General features: G+C 70.6%; 11 protein-coding genes. 7 read left to right on the top strand and 4 right to left on the bottom strand.

Features of this window, described 5'->3' with window-relative positions; all coding sequences use genetic code 11:
* Positions 1–27: 27 nt before the first annotated feature.
* Together WMF39_RS31490 and WMF39_RS31485 are read left to right on the top strand one after the other, a co-directional pair.
* Positions 28–2898, top strand: a complete 2871-nt coding sequence (locus tag WMF39_RS31490) for an ATP-binding protein (protein WP_437740175.1) — start codon at positions 28–30, stop codon at positions 2896–2898.
* A gap of 56 nt (positions 2899–2954) precedes the next feature.
* Positions 2955–3443 (top strand): acyl-CoA thioesterase, encoded by a 489-nt coding sequence (locus WMF39_RS31485; protein WP_437293682.1) that lies wholly within the window; start codon positions 2955–2957, stop codon positions 3441–3443.
* Positions 3444–3459: 16 nt separating this feature from the next.
* Here the strand turns inward: WMF39_RS31485 and WMF39_RS31480 are convergent, their stop codons facing one another.
* Complete coding sequence (locus WMF39_RS31480) at positions 3460–4197, bottom strand: M15 family metallopeptidase (RefSeq protein WP_437740174.1); 738 nt, start codon at positions 4195–4197, stop codon at positions 3460–3462.
* A gap of 188 nt (positions 4198–4385) precedes the next feature.
* Entirely contained in the window at positions 4386–4781 is a 396-nt protein-coding gene (locus tag WMF39_RS31475; RefSeq protein ID WP_437740173.1) for a VOC family protein, read from the bottom strand.
* 146 nt (positions 4782–4927) lie between these two features.
* Here WMF39_RS31475 and WMF39_RS31470 point away from each other — a divergent pair, with 146 nt between their 5' ends.
* From WMF39_RS31470 to WMF39_RS31455, 4 genes are all read left to right on the top strand, one after another.
* A complete protein-coding gene (locus WMF39_RS31470) occupies positions 4928–5173 on the top strand; it encodes a hypothetical protein (protein WP_437740172.1) in 246 nt (81 codons plus the stop codon).
* Between the two features lie 588 nt (positions 5174–5761).
* A complete protein-coding gene (locus WMF39_RS31465) occupies positions 5762–6346 on the top strand; it encodes a DUF2378 family protein (RefSeq protein WP_231864307.1) in 585 nt (194 codons plus the stop codon).
* Positions 6347–7165: 819 nt separating this feature from the next.
* A complete protein-coding gene (locus WMF39_RS31460; protein ID WP_437740171.1) occupies positions 7166–7609 on the top strand; it encodes a gamma-glutamylcyclotransferase family protein in 444 nt (147 codons plus the stop codon).
* Positions 7610–7800: 191 nt separating this feature from the next.
* Positions 7801–9534 carry an ATP-binding protein gene (locus WMF39_RS31455; protein ID WP_437740170.1) on the top strand — a complete coding sequence of 578 codons (1734 nt, stop codon included), beginning with the start codon at positions 7801–7803 and terminating at the stop codon, positions 9532–9534.
* A gap of 66 nt (positions 9535–9600) precedes the next feature.
* Here WMF39_RS31455 and WMF39_RS31450 read toward each other — a convergent pair whose 3' ends face one another.
* Positions 9601–10632 carry an isocitrate/isopropylmalate dehydrogenase family protein gene (locus tag WMF39_RS31450; protein ID WP_437740169.1) on the bottom strand — a complete coding sequence of 344 codons (1032 nt, stop codon included), beginning with the start codon at positions 10630–10632 and terminating at the stop codon, positions 9601–9603.
* A gap of 165 nt (positions 10633–10797) precedes the next feature.
* Between WMF39_RS31450 and WMF39_RS31445 the strand changes: the two genes are divergently transcribed.
* Positions 10798–11856: a serine/threonine-protein kinase gene (locus WMF39_RS31445; RefSeq protein WP_437740168.1), complete on the top strand. Its 1059-nt coding sequence runs from the start codon at positions 10798–10800 to the stop codon at positions 11854–11856.
* Positions 11857–11974: 118 nt separating this feature from the next.
* On the opposite strand, the gene WMF39_RS31440 is transcribed toward WMF39_RS31445, so the two are convergent.
* On the bottom strand, positions 11975–12841 hold the full coding sequence (locus tag WMF39_RS31440; RefSeq protein WP_437740167.1) for an oxygenase MpaB family protein: 867 nt from the start codon (positions 12839–12841) through the stop codon (positions 11975–11977).
* Positions 12842–13102: the final 261 nt, after the last annotated feature.

Below are 13102 nucleotides of genomic sequence, written 5' to 3'. Positions count from 1 at the left end.
GGCACCCGGGGACGTGGAGGCCAGGAGATGAGCCGAGAGGACAGTGCAATTGGCGCGGCGCCGCCCGCGCTCGCGCCGCTGATCGGGCGCGAGGCGGAGCTGTCGGCGCTGGCCCGCGCGCTCGACGCGGTGGAGCGGGAGCGCTCCACGCGGACCGTGACGCTCGTCGGCCCGCCGGGCATTGGCAAGAGCAGGCTCGTGCGCGAGTTCCTCGAGCGGCGGCGCCAGGGCTCCGCCGCGCTGCGCGTCACCTCGGGCAGCACCGGCGACATGGCGTCCGCGTACGGCGTCTTCACGCGGCTCCTGCGCGCCCGCTTCGGCCTCTCCGACGGCATGGACAAGGACGCGGCCCGCGCCGAGGTCCGCTCGCAGGTCGCGCACGTGATGGGCGACCGCAAGGTCGGCGACGTCATCTACTTCCTCGGCCAGTTCATCGGGCTCGCGTTCGGCGACAGCCCGCTCACCCGCGCGGTGCAGGACGATCCTGCGCAGGCCGACCTCATCCGCCGCGCCGTCCTGAAGGCGTTCCTCGAGGCGGACGCCGTCCACGGCCCCCTGTGCCTCATCTTCGAGGACCTCCACGCGGCCCACGACGACTCCCTCGCGCTCCTGCGCTACCTCATCGAGTACCTCACGGGCCCGGTCCTGATCGTCTGCGCCGCCCGCCCGGAGCTGCTCATCCGCCAGGACGACTGGGGCAAGGTCGGCGACCGGCGCCACGTGCTCCTGGAGCTCACGCCGCTCGGCGAGGCCGCCGCGGCCGAGATGGCGAGGGCGCTGCTCGCGCCCTGCGCGCCGCGCGGGAGCGACGATGTCGTCATCATCGACGTCGTCGACGTCGCCGACGGCGTCGACGGCGTGGACGTTAAGCGCCCCGAGTCGCAGTCCCAGCCGGGCGTACCGGCGGAGCTCGTCGAGGCGGCCTGCTCCTTCGCGAACGGCAACCCGGCGCTGCTCGAGCAGATGGTCCGCATCTGCCACGAGCAGGGCGTGATCGAGGAGCTCTCGCCCGACTCCGCGGGCGGGCCGCGCTGGCGCGTGCACCTCGGGAAGCTGTCGACGGCGCGCCTGCCGATGACGGTCGAGGACGCCGTGAACGTCCGCCTCGCCGCGCTCGATCACGACGGCCGGCAGCTGCTCGAGCAGGCCGCGACGATCGGCCCGGTGTTCTGGAGCGGCGCGCTGTTCGTCCTCGGCAGGGCCGGCAGCCAGGCCCCCGACCTGTGGGGGGAGGAGCAGAGCGACAAGGATCTCGACCGGATCAACGCCGCGCTGCGCTCGCTGTGCGACCGCGGCTACCTGCGCAAGCAGAGCGAGTCGAGCTTCGCGGGCTCGGACGAGTACGTGTTCGTGCACGCCAAGGAGCGCGAGGCGCTCCAGAAGCGGATGAGCGCCGCGGCCCAGCGGCGGTACCACCACGCGATCGCCGAGTGGCTGGAGCAGCAGGTGGCGGTGCGCGCGAGCGAGGAGCTCCTCGCCGAGCTCGCGACGCACCGCGAGCGCATCGGCGACGCGGTGCGGGCGGGGCTCTCGCTGCTCGACGCCGGGGACGTGGCGCGCGGGCGCTACTCGAACGCGAAGGCGGCGGAGTACTACGCGCGCGGGCTCTCGCTGCTCGGCGACGCGCACGTCGCGCGGCGCATCGACGCGCTCCACGACTACGGCGACGTCCTCCAGCTCGCCGGGCGCATCGACGACGCGCTCGCCGCGTTCCGCGAGATGCTGACGCTCGCCTACCGGCTCGACAACCGGCGCAAGGGCGGGGCCGCGCACAACCGCATCGGGCGGCTCTACCGCGACAGCGGCTCGCTCGACGAGGCCGGCAAGCACCTCACGACCGCGCTCCGCCTCTTCGAGGGCGCGCGGGACGAGCGGGGGATCGCCTCGACGATCGACGACATCGGCAAGCTGCACTGGCTCCGGGGCGAGTACCAGGAGGCGCTGAAATGGCTGCGCGACGCGCTCGCCCGCCGCGAGCGGATGGGGGATCGCCGCTCGATCGCGCTGTCGCTGAACAACCTCGGCCTCGCCCTGCAGGACTCGGGCGAGTTCAAGCAGGCGCTCAACACGTTCGAGCGGTCGCTCGCGATCCGGCGCGAGATCTCGGACCTGCTCGGCGTCGTGATGAGCCTGAACAACCTCGGCATGATCGCGCAGGACCAGCGCGATCACCGCCACGCCCTCGAGCTCTTCGAGGAGGCGCTGGAGGTGGCGCGGCAGGTCGGCGATCGCAACCGGACGGCGCTGATCCTGACGAACATCGGCGGGACGCTCTACCGGAGCGGCGATCCCGACGAGGCGGTGCGCGTGCTGCAGCAGGCCGAGGAGCTCTGCGACGAGCTCGGCGACCGGCTCGGCCTGGCCGAGGCGCGGCGCGCCCTCGGGAAGGCCTACATGCTCCGGGGCGATCTGGAGAAGGCGCGCGACTCGATCAGCCGGGCGGTGGACCTGTTCGCCTCGGTCCGGAGCAAGGTGCACCTCGGCATCGCGCTACGGACGCTCGGCGAGATTACGGCGGCGGGCGGCTGGGGCAGCGCGCACACGAAGAGCGCGCGCGCATATTTCGCGCGCTCGGTGAGCATCTTCGAGGAGACGGGGAACGAGCTCGAGCTCGCGCGCACGTTCCAGGCCTACGCGCGGTTCCTGACGACCGATCGCAGCTTCGTGGCGAACATGGCGGCGCGGCGCGAGGCGGTGGCGATGAACGAGAAGGCCGAGGCGATCTTCGCGCGGCTGAAGGTCACGTCGGTGCGCCTGGAGGACGAGCCCACGCTCCCGACGGGCCCGCCGGGCCAGTCGGTCCCCACGAAGTCGTCGGTCAGCGCGAGCCCTGGCCGCTCGCCGGCCCCCGAAGAGCCGTCGTTCCCGAACCCGGGCAGGGCCTCGACCTCCAGCTGACGCCGGGCGACCCGGCGTGCTCTGGCGCGGGGGGGCGCCCGTGATACGCATGCCGGGTGAAGGCCCCGCACGAGAAGCGCGTCTCCGAGTCGGTCACGACGATGACCGAGTACGTCCTGCCGACGCACGCGAACGCGCTCGGCTCGATCTTCGGCGGGCAGGTGCTCGCGTGGATCGACCTGTGCGCTGCCATCTGCGCGCAGCGGCACACCGGCAGCGCGGTCGTCACCGCGGGCATCGACGACCTCTCGTTCGATCATGGGATCAAGGTCGGTCAGGTCGTCCGTCTGGCCGCGCGGGTGACGGCGACCTTCCGCACGTCGCTCGAGATCCTGGTGTCGGTCGAGGGGGAGGACGCGATGACGGGCGCCATCTGGCCCATGGTCACGGCCTTCGTGACGTTCGTGGCCGTCGACGCGTCGCTCAGGCCGACCTCGGTGCCGCCGATCCTCCTCGAGACGGACGACGATCGCCGCCTCGCCGAGGCCGCGGCGGAGCGGCGCGCGCGGCGGCTCTCGCGGCGCGGGGGCGGCCGCGGCGCGTGATCGTGATCGCCGCGCGCTACTTCTTCTTGATCCGGTCGGGATCCCCGAGGAACTCGAAGTGCATCGTGTCCTCGAGGTCGTCGTGGCCGAGCCAGTCGAAGCCATAGCGTTCGAACGCCTTGATCCAGCAGCGGGACAGGGCCGTGCGCTCGTAGGCAGAGCGCTTCTTCTCCTGGCACAGCGGGCTCGTGGGCCACGGGTCGACGCAGCCGCAGCACGGGTTCCGGTCGGGATCGATGTCGATGGCGATGCCGAAGAGGTGGTTCGAGATCTCGGCGCCGCGGTAGCTGTTCGCCGTGCGGAACCCGCCGACCGCGCGCGGCGTGTAGCGGCGGGACTTGCGGGTGCACGTCGAGCGGATCCGCTTCTCGACGCAGTGGAGCGCGGGCGCGATCTTCTCGTGGACGGAGAGCGGGAGGCCCATGAACTGCACGGCCGTCGCCTGGGAGTGGGCGCTCTCGGAGTTGTGGCGCCGCGTCTCCTCGGTCTCGACGTGGCCGTAGTGCTCGGCCAGGTAGCGGACCGCTTTGGCGTGCTTCTTCGGGTTGAGCATCCCCTTCTGGACGAAGGTGCGCCGCTTCAGGAACTTCTGCGGGCTCTGGACGCGGCACTCGTAGCTCTTCGCCTTCTTTCCCCGGGCCGGCTCCTTGGCCTCCGCGACGGGCCCGCCGCCGAGCCCCGAGGGGCCGGCCGCGAGCAGGGCGATCGCTGCTGCCACGAGCAGGTGCACCCGTGTCCGTCCGTTCGCGTTCACGGCCGGAGGTTAAGCAGGCCGCGTCAGGCGCGGCAAGGACTTGCCGTAAAAGCCTGTCAGGAGAAGCACCGTCAGGGGCACGAGCGCATTCTCGCGGCGGACGGCGCGCCGCATCGCTCGCGATCGCACGGTCGGTGTCAGCTCATGGGGTGAGCTGCGGCGAGCTCATGAGGTGAGCTGCGGTGAGCTCATGGAGAGGTCCACGGCGAGCAGATCTCCACGAGGACGCCGTTCAGGTCGCGCACGTAGGAGACGCGCTGGCCCCACGGCTTGTCGTGGGGTTCCGACACGGGGGCTGCGCCGGCCTTCACGGCGCGCGCGAACGCCGCGTCGACGTCCTCGCTGGTGACGATGATCTCGAACCCGGCGGGGCGCTCTCCTGGCCTGTTCTTCGCGAGCTCCGGGAGGCCCTTCTGGGCGAAGTCCTCCTGCACGAACCCGAGCGGCACCCTGCCCTTCAGCTCGCAGTATTCGTTGTCGCTGGAGACGAAGCTGCGCTCGAAGCCGAACGCGCGCTCGTAGAACGCCGCGGCTTCCACCGCGTCGGGCACATAGACGATCACGCCACCCAGTCCTGTGTTCATGAGGTCCTCCTCGGGGGTCCTGCCCCACGCGTCGGCATCCTAGGGCGGCGCTGCTGACAGCGTCCGGTCAGCAGCCTCGCTCGATGGACGGCGCGAGCGAGGCGCGGAGCTCTCGCGCGTGAACCGCCCTCACCACGTTTCGATCGATGGCAGAGCGCGACGCCTGGTCGAACCAGAGGCTGCCCACGCTCGACGCCGAAGTGCGGCTTCTGCGCGGCGAGGTGCGGCTTCTGCGCGGCGAAGTGCGGCTTCTGCACGCGTCCCACGTCCAGGTCGAGCGCGTGGGGAGCGCGCAGGTCCACCTCGTCGCCCACCCGATTCATCGTGGGCAGGCGCACGCGATGCTCGCCGCCGCTCGACGGTTCTTCTGGGCCGAGGAGCGTCCGTGGTGAGAACGGAGCTCTCCGCGAGCTCGGCACTCCCGGTGCGTCAAGGCGAGCCTCACGGCCCGTCGAGGCGAGTCTCGGGGCGTATCGATGCGAACCTCAAGGCACATCGGGGCGAGCCGAGAGGCATATTGACGCGGGCCTCACGACGCGTTGACGCGGTGTTCCTTCGGCTCGGGACGCTGGCGGGTGTGTGCCGCCGCAGACGCGTGGACCGGCCTTAGCGGAGATGAACACCGTCCCGGTCGTCTCCGCGCGGTTGCACCGCTGAACCAGCGTTTCATCCATGCAAGGGAAATCTGGCATGAACCCCGTGTTCACGCGGTGACTCGTTCAGTGAGCGGTCGGCATGGCCGTTGCTAGGTGGATCGTGTGCCCTTCGCTGCGGTGGTTGCCGCAAGCGGCCTTTGTGTTGAGTCTTTTTTTTGCGGCGAGCTCCCTATGAAAGAGGTCCGTAGCGACCAGCGCCGGCAAGCGAACGAGACGCCCATCCCCAAGAGCGGTGTCATGCGCGCCGTGCCCCGAAGCGTCGCGCCGCCGAGCGCACCGTCCACAGAAGGGCTGCTTGTCGGGCCGAACGGAGCTTCGTTCGAGGTGCGTCCTTCCGATCCGCTCCTCGGCAACATCGACATCGACGCCGTTGTGGCGGGGGTCCCCGAGTCCTACGCGATGAAGGGGATGTTCTTCAACGCGCTGGCGGCGACGCTCGGGGAGCGTTTCGCGCAGGTGGTGTCGACGTTGTCGAGCCCGCCGAGGGGTGGGCTCTACCTGCCGTTCTCGGACTATCCGACGCGCGACTTCTTGCGCCTCTACGACGCGGCTGCGCGGCTCTCACACCCGAACCGGAGCTCGCGGGAAGGCTACCGTCGCCTCGCGCGGCAGCAGGTCGGGGCCTTCAGGGAAAGCGCGCTCGGCCGGATCACGATGCACCTGGCGACCGACCCGGGCGCCGCGCTGATGCGCTACACGGGCAGCCTGGGCGCGCTCGTGAAGGGGCCGTTGGCCAGGGCGCGGCAGCTGGGGCCGTCGGAGGTGCAGATCGACATCAGCAGCCACCGCGGTACGCTGGAGTACCCGCTGGGGAACTTCGAGGCGCTCGTCATGGGGTACGGCGCCAAGCCGACCATCTCGGTCGAGGTGCGAGGGGCGGAGACGCTTCAGTTCCTGGTGAGCTGGTAGCCCGCCGCAAGCGGGTCGCCCGCGCCGGCGGGAGGGTCCACGCGGCGGGGGCGGGTGGGCGCTCGGCCATCCGCCAAGACGGGGACCGAGGCGCTTGCGCTGAGAACACCACCCGGCATGTCTCCCTTCGGGCCATGCCTGCTGGGACGTTATGTTGCGCGCCACACAAGGCGCGCCTGAGACGTGGAGCCCCCTGCGACCTTATGGCACCTCGGTCGGTGCTCGCCGCGCCCACCCGCCCCCGCCGCGTGGACCCTCCCGCCGGCGCTACGGTGGTGGGGGAGGGGGGAGCGAGGGGGGCCGACGTCGATGCGCGTTTTCCGTGCGCGGTTGCGGTAAGGCGAGTGCAGGATCAAGGCGGGCAATTCGAGACCCATGGAAGTGCGGTGATTTGAGTCGGCTTGCGGCCTTCTGAGCGAACCTGGCGACCATAGAGATCATCGTTTCAACACGAGTTGATCGAGAATCGCTGTTGATGGATCGAGGTCGCCTTCCGAGAAGGTGAATGCTCGGTTGGATGAAAGCCGCACTCGCGCCGGGCAGGAGAACATCGGGCTGCAGCGCAAAATTGCGCTCGAACTCCTATCGAACGCGAGCGTCAAGCGAGCATGAGGCACTGTGGGCACTGGTGGACGTGCCTTGGAGTTGGCGAGCCCTCCGCAAGAACGGCGGCTTACCATGGGCGCGCCGGTGCAATATTCCTCTGGGGCTACAGCTCTCCACGGCTTCGCTGACGTCGCTCCGACCAGCCTTGCGCTCGCGCCCTCCCTTTGCGAGCGTCTGAGCCGGGCCGCAGAGGCCGTCCCGAGGACCATGCCAATGACTACCCACGAGATCGTCCTCTTCGTCTACGACAACCTCATGAAGGGCGAGGACCAACACGAATGGCTCGCGTCAGCCCGCTCGCTCGGTGTGGCGACCACGACACCGCAGTACGCGCTCGTCGACCTCGGCACCAGCGGCGCCCTCGTCCAGGGAGGGCTCATCGCCGTGACCGGCGAGCTCTATGCCATCGCTCCGGCTGCGCTGGCCGCGCTCGACGTGCACCGCGGACACCCGGTCTTGCACCGGAGAGCAGCCATCCGCCTCGCCGACGGCCGCGAAGCCCAGGCCTACCTCCTCTCCATGGAGCAGGCCGCTGGCTGCCGGCGCGTCCGCGAGGGCGACTGGCGGAAACGCCGCGGCGCGCCCGGCGCCGTGCGGACCCGGGACAACAGCCCGCTCGTGAGCTGGGCGAAGCGCCGCTTCGACACCTCCCGCTGACCAGCCTGCGCGCTCCTCTCTACCCCGATGGCGCTCGGCGCGCGCCGCGCCGTGCGAGCCGTCGCTGCGCAGGCGCACAAGCCTTCCCTCGGCACACAGCGCATACTGTACCCTTGGAGCAGGCATGGCGCGTCGCTCGTGGAACGGCGCGTGCGAGCGCAGGTGCTATGGGCATGGCTGCAGGGGAAAGCGTGGCGAAAATCTCGGCGCACGACCAACTCGGCCACGACGACGGCGAGCCTGAATCCGCCACTGCCCAGCTCGCCGAGGTCGTCGTCGAGGCGGCCGCCGCGCTTTCTGGGAAATTTCAACCGCAAGCGCTCCGCGAGGTTGTCGCCGAGCAAGCCGCCCGGTTGCTCAGCGCAGACCTCTCGCTCCTGTACGGCGCCGCAGTGGAAAAGCACGCGCGCCCGATCCGGCTGGTCGCCTCCTCCAACCTGCCGAGCGCGTTCGCCGCGCAGCTCACGGACCTCACGGGCACGTCGTCCCTCGTGCTGCGCGCCGCGGAGAGCCGCCGCATCGAGCATGCCTTGGTCGACCAGGCCGCCTGCGAGCGTTTCTCCGACCTCAGCGCGCTCGCGGCCAGCATGAGGCCCCACTGGGCTCTGTCTGCGCCCCTGCTCAGCGCAGACCGGCTCTTCGGCGTCCTCTTTTGCGCGTTCGGGAGCCGCAGCGCATCTTTCCAGGAGATCCTCCCGCGCGTGCGGGCCCTCGGCGCGCTGTTCGCGCTCGCGCTCGCGAGCGCTGAGCCCACCGCGAGCGCGCGAATGCGCCCCCGGGGCGCCGACTACGTACGGGACCGGGGCGCGGACGCGCTGGAGCCCACCGAAGCTGCTTTCCGTGAGGTTGAGTGGGGCCTCGCGGAGGAGCGGCGATGGCTGCGGAGCGTGATCGAAGACTTCCCCGTCGCCATCGCCGTCTTGGACGAGCGCGGCGGCCCCTCGCTCCTCGCGAGCCGCCGCTGCCAGGAGCTCTGCGGCGGGCCGCACCCGCTCGAGGCGCTGGACGTGGGGCGAGGCGCGCTTTTGTGCGAGCCAGGGGGACGGCCGCTCCTGCTGCCTGAAATGCCCCTCGTTCGCGCGGCGCGTGGCGAGGGGACGACGTGTAAAGAGCTGTGGTTTCGAAGGACGGACGGGAGTTACGTCCCCGTTGTGGTGAGCGCTGGCCCCATCCGGGGCGAGGACGGCGCGATCCACGGGGCCATCGCGAGCTACGAGGACGTCACCAATTTCAGGGAGATCCAGCGGCTCCGCGAGGAGTGGACCTCCCTCGTGGCGCACGACCTCAAGCAACCGCTCTCCGCCATCTCCGCCTACGCGGGCATGCTGTCGCGGCTGCCCGAGTCCGCCGGTGCGACGGCGTGGGGCCAGAAGATCCTGTCGAACGTCCAGCGCCTCGATCGGATGGCCGAAGAGCTGCTCGATGCCTCCAAGATCGAGGCGAGGCATCTCTCCCTCGATCCGCAGCCGACGGACATGCGCGCCCTGCTCCACGCGATCGTCGAGCTCGCTGCCGCTGAGAGGCCGGATCACGCGATCGTGCTGACGGCGGACGAGGACGTGCCGCCCGTCCTCGTGGACGCGGCGCGCATGGACCAGGTGCTCGGGAACCTCCTTCTCAACGCCGCCAAGTACGGCGATCCCGACGCGCCGACCCGCGTGACGCTCTCTCTCCGCGACGCCGAGGTCGAGGTCGCGATCGAGAACCGCGGGCCGGGCATCCCCCCGGACGAGCTGCCGAGGCTGTTCCAGCGCTTCCAGCGGCTCTCGTCAAACCCGTCCCGGGGCCGACCGCCCGGCACTGGCCTCGGGCTCTACATCTGCAAGGGCATCATCGAGGCGCACGGCGGCCGGATCTGGGCGCAGAGCGAGCTAGGCAAGACGACGTCCTTCCACTTCGCGCTCCCGCTCTCGCGCGGCGGCTGACCCCGCGGACCCCCGTGGCCGCGCCCCGGCGAAAGCGCGGGATCCGCCGCACCGACGGCGCCTCGCTCAGCCGTTCTTGATGCGCGCCACGATGGCGTCGGTGAGCGTCTTCGTGTCCGCCTTGCCGCCGAGATCGCGGGTGCGGACCCCGTCCAGGTTCAGCGCCCCGTCGATGCCGGCGCGCAGGCGGACGGCGAGCTCCCGGTGGCCCACGTGGTCGAGCATCATCGCGGCGGCGAGCATGAGCGCGATCGGGTTCGCCACGCCCTTGCCGGCGATGTCCGGCGCCGAGCCGTGCACCGCCTCGAAGATCGCGGCGTGCTGGCCGATGTTCGCCCCCGGCGCCATGCCGAGGCCGCCGATGAGGCCCGCGATCTCGTCCGAGAGGATGTCCCCGAAGAGGTTCGTCGTGACGATGACGTCGAACTGCCACGGGTTCAGCACGAGCTGCATCGCGCACGCGTCCACGATCCGCTCGTCGGTCGCCACGCGGCCCTCGTAGCCCTTGCTCACCTCGCGCGACGTCTCCAGGAAGATGCCCGTGAGCGCCTTCATGATGTTCGCCTTGTGGACGATGGTGACCTTCTTGCGGCCGTTCTTCTCGGCGTAGTCGTAGGCGAACTCGGCGATGCGGCGCGAGCCGACCCGGGTGTTCACGCCGGAGCCGATCGCCACCGCGTGCTCGTCGCTGCCGATAGGGATGTAGTGCTCGAAGCCCACGTAGAGGCCCTCGAGGTTCTCCCGCACGAGCACGATGTCGATGTTCTCGAAGCGGCCGCCCGGGATGAGCGTCTTCGCGGGGCGCACGTTGGCGAAGAGCTTGAACTCCTGCCGTAGGCGCACGTTCGACGAGCGGTACCCGCCGCCGATCGGCGTCTCGAGCGGCCCCTTGAGCGCGAGCTGCGTGCGGTGGATGCTGTCGAGCGTGGCCCGCGGCAGCGGGTCGCCCGCGTCCTTGACGCCGGCCATGCCGGCCACGCACGTCTCCCATTCAAAGGGCGCGCCGAGCGCGTCGAGGGCGCGCAGCGTCGCGTCCACGATCTCGGGGCCGATGCCGTCGCCGGGGATGAGGGTCGCAGGGTGCTTCTGTGAGGTCACGGGCTGTCTCTCGATCTCGGGGTGAATCGTCGCGTCGACGAGGAAAGGCGCACGCATAGCCGAGGTGCGCGCCGCGATCCACCTCGCCGGGAGCGGCGCCGCGCGCCGCCCGCCCGCAAGTCCCTTGAGGATCCCCGCCCCCGCCGCCATCATGACCCGGGTCCCATGATTTGCCCGCGCTGCCACCGCGCGTACACCGATCGCTCGTACGGCTTCTGCCCCGACGACGGCGCGCGCCTCGTCCAGTCGCTGTCGGCCGCGCCGCCGCCGGCGCAGCCGACGCGGCAGTTCGGCGCCATCCTCGAGGATCGCTATGTGATCCAGGGCTTCATCGGCGCCGGCGGCATGTCGCGCGTGTACCTCGCGGCGGACAGCCGCACGAAGGAGCAGGTCGCGATCAAGATCCTGAACCGCAGCTTCGCCGCCGATCGGGCCCAGCGCGAGCGGTTCCTCCGCGAGCTCGAGGCGGCGGCCGAGCTCGGGCACCCCAACATCATCCGGGTCCTCGACGCGGGCGAGCGCAAGGACGGGTCCCCGTTCATCGTGCTCGAGCTGCTCACCGGCGAGTCGCTCGGCGTCCTGCTCCGCCGCGAGGTGGCCATGAGCGAGGCCGTCGCGCTTCCGCTGATACGGCAGGCGGCGTCGGCGCTCGCTTCGGCGCACGCGGCCGGCGTCATCCACCGCGACGTGAAGCCGGACAACCTGTTCCTCGTCCGCTCCCAGGGCGGCCCGCGCGTGCTCAAGATGATGGATTTCGGCTTTGCGAAGCTGAAGACGGGCCCCACCACCGCCGCCGGTCTCGTGCTGGGCACGGTCCCCTACATGGCCCCGGAGCAGGCCCTCGCCGATCCCATCGACGGCCGCACCGACATTTATGCCCTCGGTGTCACCATGTTCCGCATGCTCGCAGGCCAGCTGCCGTTCTCCTCGCCAGACGACGTGGTGGTCGTCGCCCAGCACGCCTGCACCCCGGCCCCCCGGCTCAGCTCGATCCGGCCCGGCATCGATCGGCGGATCGAGGCGCTGGTCGCCACCGCGCTCCGCAAGGCCCCCGGGAACCGCTACGACTCGATGCAATCGCTCCTGGAGGACGTCGAGCGCATCCTCGGCGTCCGCCCGGGCGAGCCGATCGGCGCGCCGCTCAGGACGACCCCGGACGTCTACGAGCCGGTGAACCGCGCTGCCCGGGAGGCGCTCAAGTTCCTGCGACGCCAGCTGCCCTGAGGCGGCAGGCAGCCTTGAGCCGGCGGGCAGCCTTGAGCCGGCAGGGCAGCCTTGAGCCGGAAGGCAGCCGCTCGCCCGGCGCGGCGGCTGGGCTCGCCGGCCCGTGGAGCTGCGCCGGTCACCGCGCGCCGAGATCCTCGATACGGTAGCCGTCCGGGTACGTGCGGTTCCTCAGCTGAGTGAGCAGGCGCGGCGAGCGCCGGCGCGGCATGGCCCGCAAGAGCGGGCCGCGCGCGCGGAGCGCCGCCTGCACGAGGCCGCGCAGCCCGGGCGGAGGCCGCGGCAGCCCGACGGCGTCGAGCATGCGATCATCGATCATCGCGTGGAGGACCGGCGCCCCGAGCGGCCATAGCGCTCTCGGCAGCGCCCAGCCCAGCACGAGGTCCCGCGTCGCCACGGCGAGCGTCCGGTTGTCCTCCGAGAACCGCAGGTGCTCCGCCTCGTAATCGAGGTTGAACCGCTCGAACGCCTCGTAGCTCGGCGGGATATCCTTGATGTTCATCAGCGTCCCGACCTGCTTCCAGTAGTGGTAGGCCGCGAGCTTCTCCTTTTCGAGCAGCGCGCGCCAGGCGAAGCGCTCGTTCCAGCGGATGGGCTCGAAGATGAACGTCGACAGCGTGTACAGGTACTCGTCGTTCGGGATGGCGTAACGCCCGTGCTGCCGGTTCATGCGCCGCAGCGCCGCCCGGCCGCGCTCGCTGTCGTATCCGTTCTCCAGCATCTCGGAGAGGATGAGGACGGTGTCGTCGTAGCGCTTCTGGGTGCGCTGGAGGAACTCCCCTGTCTGCACCAGGAGAGGTGTGCCCTTGGCGATCCCGAAGACACGGAACAGCGCGAGCTCGAGGGCGTGCTGCGTGTCCCACGGGAAATCATAGCACGTCGAGAGAAATGCGATCTCCTGATGATCCTTGACCGGATCCAGGTTTGCTTCGATATGGTCGCGGATCGCATAGCGCGATCGCGATTCGGGAGGGGCCCAGCGCATGGAAGATCTCCTGATGTGTATCCGCCCGATGACGCGTCCATTTCTATCATGCCTCGCGCAGCCTGGCGGAAACATCGCTGAACAGATGAAGACGTCGATCGTGGCCATCGTGGCGAGGCGAGGTGAGGTGCGCCGTGGCGCGCCTTGAATGAGGAGCTGTGATGCGGCGGCGGGCTCGCGCCGGGCGAGCCGGCTGGCCAGGCTCCGCGCGGCGAGGCCGCGGGGAGGGCCGGGGAGCGCGGCGCCGAGACGCTCGATCAG

The sequence above is a fragment of the Sorangium sp. So ce1504 genome, assembly GCF_051521635.1.
Lineage (GTDB): Bacteria > Myxococcota_A > Polyangia > Polyangiales > Polyangiaceae > Sorangium > Sorangium cellulosum_B.
The sequence above is the reverse complement of the archived record's forward strand: the minus strand, read 5'-3'. Positions and strand labels throughout refer to the sequence as shown.